General features: G+C 74.6%; 16 protein-coding genes and 1 pseudogene. 7 read left to right on the plus strand and 10 right to left on the minus strand.

Annotation, left to right across the window (positions count from 1 at the left end; genetic code table 11):
* The first annotated feature begins 60 nt into the window (after positions 1 to 60).
* Positions 61 to 816, plus strand: coding sequence for a succinate dehydrogenase/fumarate reductase iron-sulfur subunit (locus DQ238_RS00370; RefSeq protein ID WP_113779331.1), 756 nt, complete (start codon positions 61 to 63; stop codon positions 814 to 816).
* 109 nt (positions 817 to 925) lie between these two features.
* On the opposite strand, the gene DQ238_RS00375 is transcribed toward DQ238_RS00370, so the two are convergent.
* The 3 genes from DQ238_RS00375 to DQ238_RS00385 form a co-directional block, all read right to left on the minus strand.
* Positions 926 to 1,147 carry a hypothetical protein gene (locus DQ238_RS00375; protein ID WP_113779332.1) on the minus strand — a complete coding sequence of 74 codons (222 nt, stop codon included), beginning with the start codon at positions 1,145 to 1,147 and terminating at the stop codon, positions 926 to 928.
* A gap of 156 nt (positions 1,148 to 1,303) precedes the next feature.
* Entirely contained in the window at positions 1,304 to 1,630 is a 327-nt protein-coding gene (locus DQ238_RS00380) for a DUF86 domain-containing protein (RefSeq protein WP_199506038.1), read from the minus strand.
* Between the two features lie 77 nt (positions 1,631 to 1,707).
* Positions 1,708 to 2,169: a helix-turn-helix domain-containing protein gene (locus DQ238_RS00385; RefSeq protein ID WP_113779333.1), complete on the minus strand. Its 462-nt coding sequence runs from the start codon at positions 2,167 to 2,169 to the stop codon at positions 1,708 to 1,710.
* Between the two features lie 182 nt (positions 2,170 to 2,351).
* On the opposite strand from DQ238_RS00385, the gene DQ238_RS00390 reads away from it, so the two are divergent.
* Positions 2,352 to 3,983, plus strand: a complete 1,632-nt coding sequence (locus DQ238_RS00390; RefSeq protein ID WP_113779334.1) for a glycoside hydrolase family 13 protein — start codon at positions 2,352 to 2,354, stop codon at positions 3,981 to 3,983.
* Positions 3,984 to 4,089: 106 nt separating this feature from the next.
* Here the strand turns inward: DQ238_RS00390 and DQ238_RS00395 are convergent, their stop codons facing one another.
* Positions 4,090 to 4,542 carry a nuclear transport factor 2 family protein gene (locus DQ238_RS00395; protein ID WP_113779335.1) on the minus strand — a complete coding sequence of 151 codons (453 nt, stop codon included), beginning with the start codon at positions 4,540 to 4,542 and terminating at the stop codon, positions 4,090 to 4,092.
* Positions 4,543 to 4,649: 107 nt separating this feature from the next.
* Between DQ238_RS00395 and DQ238_RS00400 the strand changes: the two genes are divergently transcribed.
* The gene (locus tag DQ238_RS00400) at positions 4,650 to 7,562 is read left to right on the plus strand and encodes an FAD-binding and (Fe-S)-binding domain-containing protein (protein WP_113779336.1); all 2,913 of its coding nucleotides are present in this window, start codon (positions 4,650 to 4,652) and stop codon (positions 7,560 to 7,562) included.
* 113 nt (positions 7,563 to 7,675) lie between these two features.
* On the opposite strand, the gene DQ238_RS00405 is transcribed toward DQ238_RS00400, so the two are convergent.
* A complete protein-coding gene (locus tag DQ238_RS00405) occupies positions 7,676 to 8,089 on the minus strand; it encodes an ANTAR domain-containing protein (RefSeq protein ID WP_113779337.1) in 414 nt (137 codons plus the stop codon).
* Positions 8,090 to 8,300: 211 nt separating this feature from the next.
* Here DQ238_RS00405 and pta point away from each other — a divergent pair, with 211 nt between their 5' ends.
* Both pta and DQ238_RS00415 read left to right on the plus strand, forming a co-directional pair.
* A complete protein-coding gene (gene pta / locus DQ238_RS00410) occupies positions 8,301 to 10,364 on the plus strand; it encodes a phosphate acetyltransferase (protein ID WP_113779338.1) in 2,064 nt (687 codons plus the stop codon).
* Positions 10,365 to 10,415: 51 nt separating this feature from the next.
* Entirely contained in the window at positions 10,416 to 11,618 is a 1,203-nt protein-coding gene (locus tag DQ238_RS00415) for an acetate/propionate family kinase (protein ID WP_113779339.1), read from the plus strand.
* Positions 11,619 to 11,656: 38 nt separating this feature from the next.
* Here the strand turns inward: DQ238_RS00415 and DQ238_RS00420 are convergent, their stop codons facing one another.
* From DQ238_RS00420 to map, 3 genes and pseudogenes are all read right to left on the minus strand, one after another.
* Complete coding sequence (locus tag DQ238_RS00420; RefSeq protein WP_113779616.1) at positions 11,657 to 12,706, minus strand: intradiol ring-cleavage dioxygenase; 1,050 nt, start codon at positions 12,704 to 12,706, stop codon at positions 11,657 to 11,659.
* 108 nt (positions 12,707 to 12,814) lie between these two features.
* Positions 12,815 to 12,916: pseudogene (locus tag DQ238_RS00425) on the minus strand (IS481 family transposase); the annotation flags it as partial.
* A gap of 70 nt (positions 12,917 to 12,986) precedes the next feature.
* A complete protein-coding gene (map, locus tag DQ238_RS00430; protein WP_113779340.1) occupies positions 12,987 to 13,769 on the minus strand; it encodes a type I methionyl aminopeptidase in 783 nt (260 codons plus the stop codon).
* Between the two features lie 66 nt (positions 13,770 to 13,835).
* Here map and DQ238_RS00435 point away from each other — a divergent pair, with 66 nt between their 5' ends.
* Positions 13,836 to 14,138, plus strand: a complete 303-nt coding sequence (locus DQ238_RS00435; RefSeq protein ID WP_113779341.1) for a helix-turn-helix domain-containing protein — start codon at positions 13,836 to 13,838, stop codon at positions 14,136 to 14,138.
* Between the two features lie 246 nt (positions 14,139 to 14,384).
* Positions 14,385 to 14,645, plus strand: a complete 261-nt coding sequence (locus tag DQ238_RS00440) for a hypothetical protein (protein WP_113779342.1) — start codon at positions 14,385 to 14,387, stop codon at positions 14,643 to 14,645.
* A gap of 138 nt (positions 14,646 to 14,783) precedes the next feature.
* Here DQ238_RS00440 and DQ238_RS00445 read toward each other — a convergent pair whose 3' ends face one another.
* Complete coding sequence (locus DQ238_RS00445) at positions 14,784 to 15,026, minus strand: hypothetical protein (RefSeq protein WP_113779343.1); 243 nt, start codon at positions 15,024 to 15,026, stop codon at positions 14,784 to 14,786.
* A 47-nt stretch (positions 15,027 to 15,073) separates the two neighbouring features.
* A complete protein-coding gene (locus tag DQ238_RS00450) occupies positions 15,074 to 15,811 on the minus strand; it encodes a GntR family transcriptional regulator (protein ID WP_305037547.1) in 738 nt (245 codons plus the stop codon).
* Positions 15,812 to 15,825 lie beyond the last annotated feature (14 nt).

Raw genomic sequence — 15,825 nt, forward strand, 5'->3', positions numbered from 1 at the left:
CTCACCCGGGGGCACGGCAGGTGCGCGACCGCGGCCGACGATCGCGAGCGAGGAGGACCGGTGAGCTACGACGCGACGTTCCGGGTGTGGCGCGGCGACGCCTCGGGCGGCGACCTGCAGACCTACACGGTGCCGGTGAACGAGGGCGAGGTCGTGCTCGACGTCATCCACCGGCTGCAGGCGACCCAGGCCGGCGACCTCGCCGTCCGGTGGAACTGCAAGGCCGGCAAGTGCGGCTCGTGCAGCGCGGAGGTCAACGGGCGCCCGCGGTTGATGTGCCTGACCCGGATGAACACCTTCACCGAGGACGAGACGGTGACGGTCACCCCGCTGCGCACCTTCCCAGTCGTCCGCGACCTGGTCACCGACGTGTCCTACAACTACCAGAAGGCCGCGCAGATCCCGGCGTTCACGCCGCGGCCGCGTGACGCCGACGGCAACCACCGGATGCAGCAGGTCGACGTCGAGCGGCCGCAGGAGTTCCGCAAGTGCATCGAGTGCTGGCTGTGCCAGGACACCTGCCACGTCATCCGCGACCACGACGAGAACAAGCGGGCCTTCGCCGGGCCCCGCTTCCTCATCCGGCTGGCCGAGCTGGACATGCACCCGCTGGACGTGCGCGACCGCCGCGACGCCGCGCAGGAGGAGTTCGGGCTCGGCTACTGCAACATCACCAAGTGCTGCTCCGAGGTGTGCCCCGAGGGCATCCACCTCACCGACAACGGGATCATCCCGCTCAAGGAGCGGGTGGTCGACCGCCGTTACGACCCGATCACCTGGCTCGGGTCCAAGATCCGGCGGCGCCCGCGGGACTGAAGCAGCGTCCCCTCCGGCCTCTCTGCAGGTAGAAGGACCCCGTCCTCCCCGCCCCTCACGAGCTCGGGGCGGTGCCCTGGACGGGGCCGAGGGGCAAGGGGGTCCTTGTTCAGTCGTCCTGCTGGGCGGCGGCCCGTCGCTCGGCGCCGGTCTCCCCGGCGTAGCCGACGTCCTGGCCGGCCACCCGCCCGACGAACTCGCCGGACTCGCCGGTGCCCGTCGTGGCCACCGCGTCCGGGGCGTCGCTGCCGCCGCCACCGCTCGCCCGCGTCAGCGCCTGCGCGTCGTCGCGGTCGACGTCGTCCTCACCGGGCCGGGGATCGGGCTGCATGGTCGTCCTCCGCGTCGACGGGTCGGGGCATCCCAGGGGACCACGGCGCCGGGCGGCTGTCACCCCCAGACACCGCCGTTCATCGAGGAGTGCCACCACCGCACGGCGCCGTTCGCGACCTGGCGCACACCGGCTGGCCGGTCGGGACACCCGCGGTCAGTCCACCAGGTCGAGGCTGGCGACCAGCTCGGGGACGCGAGAGCGCAACGACTCCCAGACGAACTCGTCGAGCACCCGGTCGTAGTGATGGGCGATGATGTTGCGCATCCGTTGGATCTTGGCCCACTCGACGTCGGGGTACTGCGCCTTGAACGACTCGGGGAGCTTCTCCACCACGGTGGCGACCTGGAGGACCAGCGCTCGACCAGCCAAGCGCAGGGTCTGTCCGGCGAAGTCCTCGGCGAGGTAGGCCTCCAGACCCCGGGCGACGAGGGCGTCGGCGAGCCGGGCCATCTCCACGAGGTCGGCCAGGCGGCGCACCACCCGTTCGTCGGCTCCACCGGTCGGCCTCACCGGAGCCCGGTTCGGCTCCTGACGGCGGACGTCCCGATCTCCGCCGTTCACAACGGCACCGCCTCGTGCCGGGCCCGCTCCACGACCGGACCTCCGGCGCGGCCGGAGATGACCTCCACCCGGACTCCGGTGATCTCCTCCAGTTCCTCGACCAGCTCCAGCAGATCGGCCAGATCGGTGGTGCCCGGTTCGAACGTCACCATGAGGTCGAGGTCGGATTCCACGGTGTCCTCACCACGCGCGACGGACCCGAAGACCATGGGATCAGCGCCCCGATGGCGCTCGATCACGGCACGCACCTGGTCCCGGTGGATGTGCAGCGCCTCCGAAGGTCGCAGGCGGACGGCGGCCACCAAGGCCGACCGCACCGTCTCGGTCGGCCGGCGTCGGCCGGTCTCGATCGCCGCGATCGTCGGTTGATGGACGCCGGACAGTTGAGCGAGTGCACGCTGGGTCATGCCACGTCGTCGTCGCGCGTTACGCAAGAAGCGTCCGAAGTCTCCGTCCACACCAGGCACGATAACGCTCCTGCTATCAGGTTGATCGGCCTGAGATCGGCTGTCGCGGTCAGGACCGATGGGTCACCACCCGCGCGGCCGCGAGCCGTTCGTCGAGGATCGCCATCCCCGGACGGGGGAGTTGGTGACCCACGCCACGACAGTCGCGGCGTCCGCCTGCCGATGGAGCCTCCATGGCACGCCGGCTCTCCACCGCGAGGACCCAGCCCCAGCACGGGGTCGCTCCCGCACCCGCGCCGTCCCCCTGGTGGCGGGACGCGGTCGTCTACCAGGTCTACCTGCGCTCGTTCGCCGACAGCGACGGCGACGGCATCGGCGACCTGCGCGGCCTGCGGCAGCGGCTGCCCTACCTGGCCTGGCTCGGCGTCGACGCGGTGTGGATCAACCCGCACTACCCCTCGGGCGGCGCCGACGGCGGCTACGACGTCGTCGACTACCGCGCGGTCGACCCCGACTACGGCGACGTGGCCGACCTCGAGGCGCTGGTGGACGACGCCCGCCGGCTCGGGCTCAAGGTCGTGCTCGACGTCGTCCCCAACCACACCTCCGACCGGCACCCCTGGTTCCGGAGGGCGCTGGCCGACCCCGACTCCCCCGAGGCCGCCCGCTACCACTTCGCCCCGCCGTCGGAGGAGCCGCCGAACAACTGGCGCTCGCTGTTCGGCGGGCCGGCATGGTCACGCACCCCGGACGGGCGCTGGTACCTGCACCTGTTCGCCCCGGAGCAGCCCGACCTGAACTGGCGGGACCCCACCGTGGCGGAGGACTTCGAGCGGACCCTGCGGTTCTGGCTGGACCGGGGCGTGGCCGGCTTCCGGGTCGACGTCGCCTACGGGCTGTTCAAGGACGCCGGGCTGCGGGACAACCCGGGCTCCTACTCCCCCACCCTGTTCGGCCACGGGCCCGAGCAGGCCATGACCTGGAACCAGCCCGAGGTGCACGACGTGTGGCGCCGCTGGCGGGCGGTCTGCGACGAGTACCCCGACACCCTGCTGGTCGGCGAGGTCTGCCTGGCCGACCTGGGCCAGGTGGCGCTCTACTCGCGGCCCGACGAGCTGCACCAGTCGCTGTCGTTCCGGCTGCTGAAGTCACCGTGGGACGCCGGGTCGTTCGCCGAGGCCATCACCGGCGCGCTCGGCGCCTTCGGCCGGGTGGGGGCGCCGGTGTCGTGGGTGCTCGGCAACCACGACAAGGAGCGGCAGGTGACCCGCTTCGGCGGCGGGGCCGTGGGCGCCGCCCGCGCCCGCGCCGCGGCCCTGCTCGTGCTCGGGCTGCCGGGCTCGGCCTACCTCTACGCCGGGGACGAGCTCGGCCTGCCCCAGGCACACGTTCCCGACCAGGCCAGGCGCGACCCGATCTTCCACCGCAGCGGCGGCGCCCGCGCCGGCCGCGACGGCTGCCGCGTCCCGGTGCCGTGGAACACCACGCCCGGCGTCGGCTTCTCCCCCGACGGCGCTGCCGAGCCCTGGCTGCCGATCCCGGCGGACTGGGGCCGGTACGCGGTGTCGGTGCAGGCCGGGCAGGGCGGCTCGGTGCTCACCCTGCACCGGCGGGCGCTGGCGCTGCGCAAGGCGCATCCGGCGTTCGGCTCCGGCGAGGCGACGGTGACCACCCGCGGCGACGTCCTGACCGTCCGCTCCGTCGGCGGGGGCGAGGCCGTCCGCTGCGTGGTCAACATGGGCGGCGAGACGGTGCTGGTCGGCTGCCCGGGCTCGGTGCTGCTGGCCTCGACCGCGCGGCTCCGCCGCACCGGCGCCACGCTCGCCCTGCCGCCGGACAGCGCGGTCTGGGTGCTGGAGGACTGAGGAAGGACCCCGTCCTCACGCCGCTGACCGCGCCCCGGGCAGGTGCGCCGCACCGTGCCGCCGCAGGCGTCCCTGCGGGAACCTGATCGAGCGGCGAGCCGGCCGGTCAGCCGCCCGCCACCGCGGCGGCCGGGGTCCGCAGGCGGACGGCGTCGACGGCGAGCAGCGCGCCGAGCTCGTCGGCGACCATGACGATGTCGGCGATCCGGCCGTCACCGGCGAGGGTCAGCACGTCGACCACGCGCAGCACGACTCCGCGGCCGGTGGGCGGCACCGGCCCGGCGGACGTCGTCCAGGTGCCCACCTGCGGCCCGCCCATCCGGAAGGCGACGGCGACCCGGTCCCCGCCGTCGACCACGGACACCACCTCCCGCTCCAGCGGGTGGAAGGTGGACTGCACCGCGCGGGCGCGGACCACCAGGTCGGCCACGGCCAGCGGGGTGCCGTTGACCGTCACCGGATCGGTGTAGAGCTCGCGGAAGGCCGCCGCGGCCGCGTCGTCGTCCTCGGGCAGGGCGTCGGTCCACAGCCGCAGCAGCCGCTCGACGTCGAAGGGCATCTCCCCATGCTGGACGCACCCGCCCGGCCCGGACAGGGGCGGACGGCCCGCCGGGGAGGAGGGTGTAGAAGGGAGTCGCCGCACGCCGGCCCCGAACGAGGAGCGAGATGGCCCCCCAGGCAACCGACACCGACGCCGACCTCCTGGCCGCGCTGCGCCGGGCGGGCGTGGGCGACGTCGACGACTCGGGCCTGGCGCGGGCGCTGTACTCCTCCGACGGCTCGCTCTACCGGGTGCTGCCGCGGGCGGTGGTGCGGCCACGGCACCCCGACGAGATCGAGGCCGCCCTCGCCGTCTGCCGGGAGTCGGGCGTGCCGCTGACCGCCCGCGGCGCCGGCACCTCGATCGCCGGCAACGCCGTCGGCCCCGGCGTCGTCGTGGACACCAGCCGGTACCTGTCCCGGGTGCACGCCGTCGACCCCGAGGCCCGGACGGCAAGCGTCGACCCCGGCGTGGTGCAGGCGGCGCTGCAGACGGCGGCCCGGCCGCACGGGCTGCGCTTCGGCCCCGACCCGAGCACCCACAACCGCTGCACGATCGGCGGGATGATCGGCAACAACGCCTGCGGCTCCCGCGCCCTGGGCTACGGCCGGACGTCGGACAACGTGGTCGGCCTCGACGTGGTCACCGGCGGCGGCGAGCGGCTGCGGCTCGCCTCCCCGGGGGCCTTCGTGGCCACGAGGGCCCCCGCCGACGGCGGGGTGCTGGGTGGACTGCGCCGGCTGGTGGACGGCGAGCTGGCGGCGATCCGCACCGAGCTCGGCCGCTTCGGCCGGCAGGTGTCGGGCTACTCGCTGGAGCACCTGCTGCCCGAGCGCGGCTTCGACGTCGCCCGCGCGCTGGTCGGCAGCGAGGGCACCCTCGCCCTGGTGCTCGGCGCCACCGTGCGGCTGGTCGCCGACGCGCCGTACCGGGGGCTGGTGGTGCTCGGCTACCCGTCGATGGCCGAGGCCGCCGACGCCACCCCGGGCCTGCTGCGCCACGAGCCGACCGCCGTCGAGGGGCTGGACAGCCGCATCGTGCAGCGGCTGCGCGACGTCCCGGCCGCGGTCGTACCCGACCTGCCCCGCGGCGAGGGCTGGCTGATCGTCGAACTCACCGGCGACACCGTCGCCGAGGTCGAGTCGAAGGCGGCCGGCGTGCTCGCCGACGCCGGCGCGCTGGACTCCCTGGTGGTCACCGACCCCGCCCACACGGCGGCGATCTGGCGGATCCGCGAGGACGGCGCGGGCCTGGCCGCCCGCACCTCCGACGGACGCCCCGCGCACGCCGGCTGGGAGGACGCGGCGGTGCCGGCCGAGCAGCTGGGCGCCTACCTGCGCGGATTCGAGGCGCTGCTGGCCGGGCACGGGCTGCAGGGGGTGCCCTACGGTCACTTCGGCGACGGCTGCGTGCACGTGCGCATCGACTTCCCGTTCGGGCACGGACCCGACGACCGTTCCCCCACCCACCCCGACCGGGGCCGGGCCGCCTACCGCGCCTTCGTGACCGACGCCGCCGCGCTGGTGGCCCGCTTCGGCGGGTCGATGTCCGGCGAGCACGGGGACGGGCGGGCCCGCAGCGAGCTGCTCGCGCACATGTACTCCCCCGAGGTGCTGGGGCTGTTCGAGCGGGTCAAGGGGGTGTTCGACCCGGACGACGTGCTCAACCCCGGGGTGCTGGTGCGCCCGGCGCGGGTCGAGGACGACGTCCGGGTGGCCGCCGCGCCGCGCCGGACCGCCGGCCTGGCGCTGGCCTACCGGCACGACGGCGGCGACTTCTCCGCCGCGGTGCACCGCTGCACCGGCGTCGGCAAGTGCCGGGCCGACCTGCCGGCGAGCGGGGCGGTGATGTGCCCGTCCTGGCCGGCGACCCGGGAGGAGAAGGACACCACCCGCGGCCGGGCCCGGGTGCTGCAGGAGCTGCTGGCGCCGGGCGGGCCGGTGCGCGACTGGCGCTCACCGGAGGTGCACGACGCCCTCGACCTGTGCCTGTCCTGCAAGGGCTGCTCGCGCGACTGCCCGACCGGGGTGGACATGGCCGCCTACAAGGCCGAGGTGCTGCACCAGTCCTACCGGCGGCGCATCCGGCCCCGCTCGCACTACACGCTGGGCCGGCTGCCGCGCTGGGCCGACCTGGCCGCCCGCGCGCCCCGGGTGGTCAACGCGGTCACGACCTCCCGGCTGGGCGGCCGGCTGGCCAGGTTCACCGCCGGGGTCGACCTGCGCCGCGACCTGCCGCCGTTCGCGACGAGCACCTTTCGCCAGCGGTGGGCTGCACGACCCGAGAGCCGAGGCGGCCGGCCGCTCGCGCTGTGGGTGGACTCGTTCACCGACCACTTCGCCCCCGAGGTCGCCGAGGCCGCCGCCGCCGTGCTCGAGGACGCCGGCTACCGGGTGCAGGTGCCGCCCGCGGAGGCCTGCTGCGGGCTGACCTGGATCACCACCGGCCAGCTCGACGCCGCCCGGCGCACCCTCGGGCGCACCGTCGAGCTGCTCGCGCCGCTGGCCGACGCCGGCATCCCGGTGGTCGGGGTCGAGCCCTCGTGCACCGCGGTGCTGCGCGGGGAGGCCCTGGAGCTCGTGGGCGGGCCGGCCGCCGAGCGCGTCGCCGCGGCCACCCGAACCCTCGCCGAGGTGCTGCGGCAGACCCCCGGCTGGACGCCGCCGTCCCTCGCCGGGGTGGAGGTGGTCGCCCAGCCGCACTGCCACCACCACGCCGTCCTGGGCTGGGCGACCGACGAGCGGCTGCTGCGCGACGCCGGCGCCACCGTCACGCGGGTCGGCGGCTGCTGCGGCCTGGCCGGCAACTGGGGCGTGGAACGCGGCCACCACGACGTGTCGGTCGCCATCGCCGAGCAGCAGCTGCTGCCCGCCGTCCGCGCCGCCGGGCCGGACGCCGTCGTGCTCGCCGACGGCTTCTCCTGCCGCACCCAGCTCGACCAGCTGGCCGGCCGCCGCGGCCTGCACCTGGCGCAGCTGCTGGCCGCCGCGGGCCGGACCCGGACGGACCGTCCCGCCGCTCGGGCAGCCCTCGCGTGATCAGCTGAGCTGGTCGTGCGACGTCCTGGCTCACCGTCGGAGGTGAGCCAGGACGCGTCAGGGTGAGCTCAGCTGATCGTGCGACACCGGCGGGCGGGCCGGAACCGGCGGCGCTACAGCCGGCCGATGTGCACCACCTGCTCGGCGACGTCGCGCAGCTTGCGGTTGCGCCAGGAGCTCTCCTGGCGGAGGGCGGCGAACGCCTGGTCCTCGGTGTAGCCGTGGCGCGCCATCAGGATGCCCATGGCCATGCCGATGCGGCGGTTGCTGCGCAGCGCCCGCTCGAGGTGCACGGCCCGCTGCTCGGCGGCGGACAGCCGCCGGCACAGCGCCGCCACGTTCCGCCTACAGGTGGCCAGCGCCGGCCGGAGGGCCAGCTGCAGGTCGGTCGCCCGTGCCATCGCGGTGGCGGCCCGCTGCCGCAGCAGCTGCGCACGGGCCCGGCCGGAACTCGACCGGTCGCAGAGGGCACCGGCCCGGCCGCCGACGTCCGGCCGGACCTGGTCCTCGACCCTCGCCACGGCCATCGCCTCCCACCCCGTGTCGCCACGGACGGCCCGCTGATCCGCCGAGGATCGTGATCGAACCACCGGACCGGGTCGGCCACCAGCCGTTGCGGCGCGGCGCGCCCCGGCACCCGGGCGGGTCGACCGCTGCGGGTGCCCGCCGGGCCCCGACGGTGGTTAGGGTCGCACCCACCGCCCGGACTGCCGAGGCGGGTACGACGGGAGGACTGTCGTGTCCGACGGGTTGTACGTGACCGGCTGCGAGCCGGCCACCGGCAAGTCCGCGGTCGCGCTCGGCATCTTCGACCTGCTCGCCCGGCGGGTCGGCCGCCTGGGCGTCTTCCGGCCGGTCGTGCAGACGCGGGACGGCACCGACCCGGTCGTCGACCTGCTGCTCCCCCGCGCTCCGGAGCCGCAGCCCTACGAGGCGTGCCTCGGGGTGGCGTACGCCGAGGTGCTCGACGACGAGGAGCGCGCGCTGTCGGAGATCGTGGCCCGCTACCGGGCGCTGGCGGCCCGCTGCGAGCGGGTGCTGGTGGTCGGCACCGACTTCACCGAGGCCGGCGCCGCCCGGGAGCTCACGCTCAACGCCCGCATCGCCGTCAACCTGGGGCTGCCCGTCCTGTGCGTCGTCTCCGGGCACGACCGGGACGCCGGCGGCGTCCGGACCGCCGTCGACGTCGGCACCGCCGCGATGCGCGCCGCGGGGTGCGAGGTGGTCGCCGTCGTCGCCAACCGCGTGGCCGAGCGCGACCTCGCCGCGGTGCGGGCGCACGACGGCGACGTCCCCGTATTCGCGCTGCCGGAGGCCCCGGTGCTCACCGCCCCGACGATGGCCGAGGTCGCCGGCGCCTGCGACGGGCGCGTGCTGGCCGGCGACGCCGCGACCCTCGGCCGGGAGACGACCGGGGTCCTGGTGGCCGCCATGACGATCCCCAACCTGCTCGACCGGCTGGTCGACGACGCGGTCGTGATCACGCCCGGCGACCGCGCCGACGTCGTCCTGGGCGTGCTCGCCGCTCACCTGGCCGGCGGCCTGCCGGCGCCCGCGGGGCTGGTCCTCACCGGCGGCATCGAGCCGGCGCCCAAGCTGCTCGAGCTGGTGCAGCGGCTGCCCACCGTCGTCCCCGTGGTGCTGACCGAGCACGACACGTACGCGACCACGACCGAGGCCGACTCGGTGTCGGGACGGATCACCCCGGACGCCTCCCGGAAGATCGACACCGCGCTCGCGCTGGTCGAGGCCCACGTCGACGGCGAGCAGCTGCTGGACCGGGCCGCGGTGGCGCACCCGCGGGTCACCACGCCGCTGATGTTCGAGTACGAGCTGCTCGACCGGGCGCGCGCCGACCGGCGCTCCATCGTGCTGCCCGAGGGGACCGACGAGCGCGTGCTGCACGCGGCCGAGCGGCTGCTGCGGCGCGGCATGGTCGACCTGACGCTGCTCGGGGACGCCGACGAGATCCGGGCCGCGGCCGCCCGCGCCGGCGTGGACGTCGCCGGCGCGTGCCTGCTCGACCCGTTCGACGAGGAGCTGCGGGAGCGGTTCGCCGTCGAGTACGCCCGGCGGCGGGCGCACCGCGGCGTGACCATGGACGCCGCCCGTGACCTGGTCGTCGACGTGTCCTACGCCGGCACGCTGATGGTGGCGCTCGGCATGGCCGACGGCATGGTCTCCGGCGCCACGCACACCACGGCGCAGACGATCCGGCCGGCCCTCGAGCTGATCAGGACCGTCGACGGGGTGTCGATCGTCTCCAGCGTCTTCTTCATGTGCCTGGCCGACCGGGTGCTGGTGTACGGCGACTGCGCGGTCAACGTGCACCCGACCGCCGAGCAGCTGGCCGAGATCGCGATCTCCTCGGCCGGCACGGCCGCCCGCTTCGGCGTCGACCCGCGGGTGGCGATGCTGTCGTACTCGACCGGCCGGTCGGGCAGCGGCGAGGAGGTCGAGCGGGTGCGCGCGGCGACGGAGATGGTGCGCGAGCGGGCGCCGTCGGTGTCCGTGGAGGGGCCGATCCAGTACGACGCCGCCGTGGACGTCAGCGTCGCGCGCACCAAGCTGCCCGACAGCGAGGTGGCCGGCCGGGCGACGGTGTTCGTCTTCCCCGACCTCAACACCGGCAACAACACCTACAAGGCGGTGCAGCGCAGCGCGGGCGCGGTCGCGGTGGGCCCGGTGCTGCAGGGGCTGCGCCAGCCGGTCAACGACCTCTCCCGCGGCGCGACCGTGCAGGACATCGTCAACACCGTGGCGATCACGGCGGTCCAGGCGCAGGGCGGGGGGGCGCGGTGAGCGGCTCTGTCGTCGACCGGCTCCGCCGGGCGGTGGCGAAGAGGTGATGTCGTGAGCGGCCGGGTCCTGGTGGTCAACTGCGGCTCCTCGTCGCTGAAGTACCGGGTGGTCGACGTCGACTCGGGGACGTCGGTCGCCTCGGGCCTGGCCGAGCGCATCGGCCAGCCCGCAGGGAGGCTGACCCACCGCAGCCCGGACGGCGAGCAGCACGTCGTCGAGCGGCCGCTGCCCGACCACGGGGCCGCGCTGGCCGCCGTCCTCGCGGCCTTCGACTCCTGCGGGCCGCAGCTGACCGACGTCGGCCTGACCGCGGTGGCGCACCGCGTCGTCCACGGCGGCGAGCGGTTCTCCGCCCCGGTGCTCGTCGACGACGACGTCCTGGCCGCCATCCGGGACCTCTCCGCGCTCGCCCCGCTGCACAACCCGGTGAACGCGGAGGGCATCGAGGTCGCCCGGCGCGCCTTCCCCGACCTGCCGCACGTGGCGGTGTTCGACACGGCCTTCCACCAGACGCTGCCGCCGCACGCCTACACCTACGCGGTGCCGCCGCAGTGGGCACGCGACCACGGGGTGCGCCGCTACGGCTTCCACGGGACCTCCCACGCCTACGTCTCGCGCCGGGTCGCCGAGCTGCTCGGGCGTCCGGTCGAGGAGGTCAACACCATCGTGCTGCACCTGGGCAACGGCGCCAGCGCGACCGCCGTGGCCGGCGGGCGCAGCGTGGAGACCTCGATGGGGCTCACCCCGCTGGAGGGCCTGGTGATGGGCACCCGGTCCGGGGACGTCGACCCGGCGATCGTCGCGCACCTGCGCCGCACCGCCGGCCTCGACCCCGACGCCGTCGACCGGGCGCTGAACTCCTCGAGCGGGATGCTGGCGCTGGCCGGGCACAGCGACCTGCGCGAGGTGCACCGCCGGGTGGCCGACGGCGACGAGCGGGCCGCGCTGGCGCTGGAGGTCTTCTGCCACCGGGTGCGCAAGTACGTCGGCGCGTACCTGGCGGTGCTCGGCCGCACCGACGCCATCGCCTTCACCGCCGGGATCGGGGAGAACGACGCGGTGGTCCGGCAGAAGACGCTGGCCGGGCTGGAGCGCCTGGGCATCGTGCTCGACGAGCGGCGCAACGCGCAGCGGTCGGACGACGCCCGCCGGATCTCCGCCGACGACAGCCCGGTCGCGGTCCTCGTCGTCCCCACCGACGAGGAGCTGGAGATGGCCCGGCAGGCGCTCGACCTGCTCGACGGCGGGGCCTGACCCCGGTCGGTCGTCGGCGCCCGGCAGCACGCCGCCGGTCAGGCTCCGGGGGCGGCGGGCGGCGGGCCGCTCGGCGGCGTGCCGCCCGGCCCGCCGGAGGGCGGCGCACCGCCGGGTGCGCCGGACGGCGCGCCGTCGCCGGCGAGCTGCCCGCCGGTCGGGGTGGTCGTGGTGTCGACGCCGACGGCGAGGGAGACGGTGTAGCCGTTCGTGACGTCGCCGGTCACGGTGGCCAGTTGGGAGGCGCCGCCGTCGTCCCCGAACACGTTGTCGCTGGCCAGGCTGATCTTCGCCAGGTTGGCGACCGACGCCTCGTAGCCGCTCGTGGCGTACACCGCGTCGCAGGCGTCCTGCGGCAGGGCGACCTGCGAGGTGGCGATGGCGTTGGTGGAATCGGTGGTGCTGGCCTGGTCGGAGTACACCTCGAAGTGGACGTGCGGCCAGCGCCCGCTGTAGCAGGCCGGGAAGATGCTGGTGAAGCGCACCTGTCCGGCCGCGTCGGCGACCTGCACGCCGCGCAGGTAGTTCTGGTCGGTGATGCCCTGCGAGTACATCGAGTACCCGCCCTCGCGGTTGCAGTGCCACACGTAGACGGCCACTCCCTGGAACGGGACGCCGCCGCCCGCGAGGTCGGAGATCGTGAGCTCGAGGGTCATGGGGACGCCCTCGGCCGTGCCGCTCGACCCGCCGAAGCTGGACCGGATGTCGCTGCGCACGATGCCGCTCTGCTCGAGCACGTCCGGCCCGTTGGACCCGTCCCCCGGGTAGGGCCCGGCCGTCTCGTCGGGGATCTCCCCGGACGCCGCGGTCGCCGCCACCGAGGACGACGCCGACGACGCAGCCGACGAGGACGACGCCGATGAGGACGACGCCGATGAGGACGACGCCGACGGGGACGACGAGTCGGACCCGCAGGCCGCCAGGCCCACGGTCGCGGCACCCAGGCCGAGCACCTGCAGCAGCCTCCGCCGGCTCAGCAGGGTGCCGACGTCGAAGCCCAGACCCTGGTCGACGAGCTCCTCGTCGGGCCGGGCGAGGGGGCGGCCCTCGTAGGTCGGGGTCCGGTCCTGGTGGGCGGGCTGGTGCACGGGATCTCCGGGGGTCGCGGGGACGCTGTCGGAGCCCGACGGTAGGCAGCCCAGCGGGGGACGCCGGTGAGCGCCACCTGGGAGTTCCCTGTGCGGCCGGCGGCGCCCGAAGCGAGCCGCGACCTCATTGATCGGCCACCCGTCGTCGACGACGGGACGAGCGGCGGCGAGACGGTGTCGAGGAGTCAGAGCAGCGTTGACGTGGGACATCGGCAACCTCCCTCTCCACCGGCGAGTTGCGGTGAAGCGCCGGAAGAGAAGGGCGCACGTGGCTCCGGCCTCACGGGTGCGCCTGCTTCGGCAAGGTGAGGATCTCGGCTCCGTCGCAGGTGATGGCGATCGTGTGTTCACTGTGGGCTGTCCGGCAGCCGGTCGCGCTTCGGAGCGTCCAGCCATCGGCATCGGTGACGAGTTCGGCGGTGTCCGCCATGACCCACGGCTCCAGTGCCAGCAGCAGCCCAGGGCGCAGTTTGTATCCACGACCGGGCCTCCCAGCATTTGGGACGTGCGGGTCCTGGTGCATCGTCGATCCGACGCCATGACCGCCGAACTCGGTGTTGATCGGGTACCCCGCTTCGCTCAGGACCGAGCCGATGGCATGGGAGATGTCACCGATGCGAGCTCCAGGCCCGGCAGCAGCGATCCCCGCGTGCAATGCGCGTTCGGTCGCGCTGATCATCGCAACGCTCTCCGAGGGCTTCGAGTCGCCCACGATGAAGCTGATGGCAGAGTCCGCGACGACTCCGCCTGTGGAGACGGCGAGGTCGAGTGACAGCAGGTCGCCGTCGGCAAGCGTGTAGTCGTGTGGCAGCCCGTGGAGCACGGCGTCGTTGACGGACGTGCAGATGTAGTGACCGAATGGCCCGCGTCCGAAGGATGGCTCGTAGTCGACGTAGCAGGACAGCGCTCCGGCCTCGGCGATCATGGCCTCGGCCCACCGGTCGATGTCTTGGAGGTTCGTGCCAACCGCGCTGCGGCTCTTCAGGGTCTGCAAGATGTCGGCGACCAGGGCGCCTGCGTCCTTCGCCCGTGGCAGGTCGGCGGGGTTCAGGATCTCGATCATCTGGCGCCCTCCTCGCACAACAAACAACTATCCCGGTAATGGTATCCCGGTACTAGAATCGGAGCCATGGTCAGGTTGCCGCTCACTCCCGCAGAGGTCGAGCGCGGGCAGCGCCTCGGTGCCCTGCTGCGTCGCGCCAGGGGGGAACGCTCGATGCTCGACACCGCGCTCGATGCAGGTGTCTCGCCGGAGACCCTTCGGAAGATCGAGTCTGGTCGCGTAGCCACCCCTGCCTTCCCGACCATCGCGGCAATCGCCGATGTCCTCGGCCTCTCCCTCGATGCAGTGTGGGCCGAGATCAACCAACCCGAACGTGGTGCTGAACCGACCGGCTCTGGTCGCAACGCACGTGCACGGTTGGCCTCGTGAGTCTCGAACCCGCAGGTGCGTTGGAGGCGTCGACGAAGGGGAACGCGGGGACGCGGCTCTCCATCGACGTCCTCGGTCAGTAGAGCCAGCTCGATCGCCACCGCGCCGGCGAGCACGTGAGCGGGGTCCGTGCGGGCCTCCGCTGGAGAGCCGGCGGGTGCAGGATGACCCGCGGCCCCGAGCGGCGTGCTGGCCGCTGCGGGATGGGCACACCAGGGCGGCGGTCTCGGGACGAGGAGGTGCGGGATGGCGCGGCGAGCGCGCTCCGGCCTGCAGGAGGAGCTGCTGCGGTTCCTGCAGCCGCCCGCGCCCCGGCGGGCCCGGTTGCTCAGTGAGCGGATCGCCCCGGCACTGGCCGAGGTGGGCCGGGACCTGGCCGGCCGCCCCGCGCAGGAGGTGCTGGCGGCGCTGGACGCCACGGTTCGCGCCGCCGGGGGGACGCCGGACCGGGCGGCGCTGCAGGAGTTCGCCGAGCAGATCGAGGCCGGGGAGAACCCCTTCGCGTGAGCGAGGACGGCTCGCCGGTGCGGACCCCAGGTCTCCTGCAGGGTCGCCCCGTCCCGAGGCCCCCTCCCGGCTTCCGCCGGCCCCTCTGCAGGGTCCCGCTGCGAGCCTGCGAGCAGTGGGGGGCAGAGGGGTCCTCCCTCAACCGAGGCGGAAGAGCTCTCGGCGGGTCTGCCGGTCGAGGATGGCGGCCGCGTCGCTCCCGGTCGGGGCGCGGTCGGTGATCAGGGCGACGAGGTCGTCACGGTCGGCGGCGGTCGCGTAGTCGGCGAGTTCGCGCTCGAGGACGCGGCGGGCGCGCCGCTGCACGAGGCGACGGCGCAGCGCAGCCGGGAGGCCCAGGTCGGGGGTGGTGGCGGCGATGGCGAACCCGGTGCCCTGCATGGCTGGATCGTGCCGAGCCCGCGTCCGCGGCGACGGGCTCCGGCTCCTCAGCGCCCGACGAGCGTCGTCTCGAAGTCGTAGCGGGAGGCGCGGTAGACGTGCCGGCCGTATTCGACGGCGACGCCCTGGTCGTCGAAGGCGGTCCGCTGCATGGTGAGCAGGGCCGCGCGCGGCGGCTCGTCGAGCAGCCGCGCCTCCTCCGCCCGCGCCAGTCGTGCGCCGATGCGTTGGTGGGCGACCCGCAGGTGCACCCCCTGGGCTCGCAGGTGCTGGTAGAGCCCCCGCTCGGTCAGCTCCTCGACGGTCGGGTCGAAGCGGCCGGGCAGGTGGTTGGTCAGCAGCGCCAGCGGCTCGCCGCGTGAGCGCCGCAGCCGGCGCACCACCACGATCTCGTCGCCCTCGGTCAGGTCGAGCTCCGCGGCGACGTCGGCGGGGGCGGGCACCCGCTCCAGCGACAGCACCTCGGTCGTCGGCGCCTCCCCGGCACGGGACAGGTCGTCGTAGAGGCTGGTCAGCTCGACCGAGCGCCGCACGTGGGGCTGGATCACCTGGGTGCCGACCCCGCGCTTGCGGACCAGCAGCCCCTTGTCGACCAGCTCCTGGACCGCCCGCCGCACCGTCGGCCGGGACAACCCGTAGCGCTGGGCGAGCAGGATCTCGTTCTCCAGCCGGGAGCCCGCGGGCAGTGCGCCGCCGGCGATGGCTCCTTCGATGGCCTGGGCGAGCTGGAAGTACAGCGGCGTCGGGCTGGAGCGGTCGATGTCGAAGGTGAGCACGGGTGTCACGGATCCCTCCTCGG

This window comes from Geodermatophilus sp. TF02-6 (genome assembly GCF_003319115.1).
GTDB lineage: Bacteria > Actinomycetota > Actinomycetes > Mycobacteriales > Geodermatophilaceae > Geodermatophilus.

Coding starts and splice junctions, on each gene's coding strand:
- DQ238_RS00405 (WP_113779337.1), bottom strand. CDS start 8,089: ATGGCCGTGGCGAGGGTCGAGGACCAGGTCCGGCCGGACGTCGGCGGC.
- map (WP_113779340.1), bottom strand. CDS start 13,769: ATGATCGAGATCCTGAACCCCGCCGACCTGCCACGGGCGAAGGACGCA.
- DQ238_RS00435 (WP_113779341.1), top strand. CDS start 13,836: ATGGTCAGGTTGCCGCTCACTCCCGCAGAGGTCGAGCGCGGGCAGCGC.
- DQ238_RS00375 (WP_113779332.1), bottom strand. CDS start 1,147: ATGCAGCCCGATCCCCGGCCCGGTGAGGACGACGTCGACCGCGACGAC.
- DQ238_RS00440 (WP_113779342.1), top strand. CDS start 14,385: ATGGCGCGGCGAGCGCGCTCCGGCCTGCAGGAGGAGCTGCTGCGGTTC.
- DQ238_RS00445 (WP_113779343.1), bottom strand. CDS start 15,026: ATGCAGGGCACCGGGTTCGCCATCGCCGCCACCACCCCCGACCTGGGC.
- DQ238_RS00390 (WP_113779334.1), top strand. CDS start 2,352: ATGGCACGCCGGCTCTCCACCGCGAGGACCCAGCCCCAGCACGGGGTC.
- DQ238_RS00395 (WP_113779335.1), bottom strand. CDS start 4,542: ATGCCCTTCGACGTCGAGCGGCTGCTGCGGCTGTGGACCGACGCCCTG.
- DQ238_RS00400 (WP_113779336.1), top strand. CDS start 4,650: ATGGCCCCCCAGGCAACCGACACCGACGCCGACCTCCTGGCCGCGCTG.